Here is a 335-nt window from a genome sequence, read left to right as displayed (position 1 = left end):
GTTTGACCGATGCAACAAATTCTGTTGCTGCCGTGTCCCTACCCTGGCAACATTTGATTGTAGGGGCACGGCGTTCAAAAATTTTGAGTTGACAACTTTGATTGTTGCTGCCGTGCCCCTACCCTTTCATGAGGGGATCTGGGTAAGGGCATTTTTGATTGTCGGGACACGGCATTCAAAAAATTTGACCGATGCAACTTTGATTGTGGCTGCCGTGTCCCTACCCTGGCAACATTTGATTGTAGGGACACGGCAGGAGAAAATTTTGAGTTGACAACTTTGATTGTTGCTGCCGTGCCCCTACCCTTTGATGAGGGGATCTGGGTACGGGCATT

General features: G+C 48.7%; 1 protein-coding gene. It reads left to right on the top strand.

Annotation, left to right across the window (positions count from 1 at the left end; genetic code table 11):
• Positions 1–274: hypothetical protein (locus MiSe_RS50045; protein WP_226595076.1), on the top strand; the 274-nt coding region annotated here is incomplete at its 5' end.
• Between the last annotated feature and the right edge of the window lie 61 nt (positions 275–335).

Source organism: Microseira wollei NIES-4236, from assembly GCF_020521235.1.
Classification (GTDB): domain Bacteria; phylum Cyanobacteriota; class Cyanobacteriia; order Cyanobacteriales; family Aerosakkonemataceae; genus Microseira; species Microseira wollei.
The sequence above is the reverse complement of the archived record's forward strand: the minus strand, read 5'-3'. Positions and strand labels throughout refer to the sequence as shown.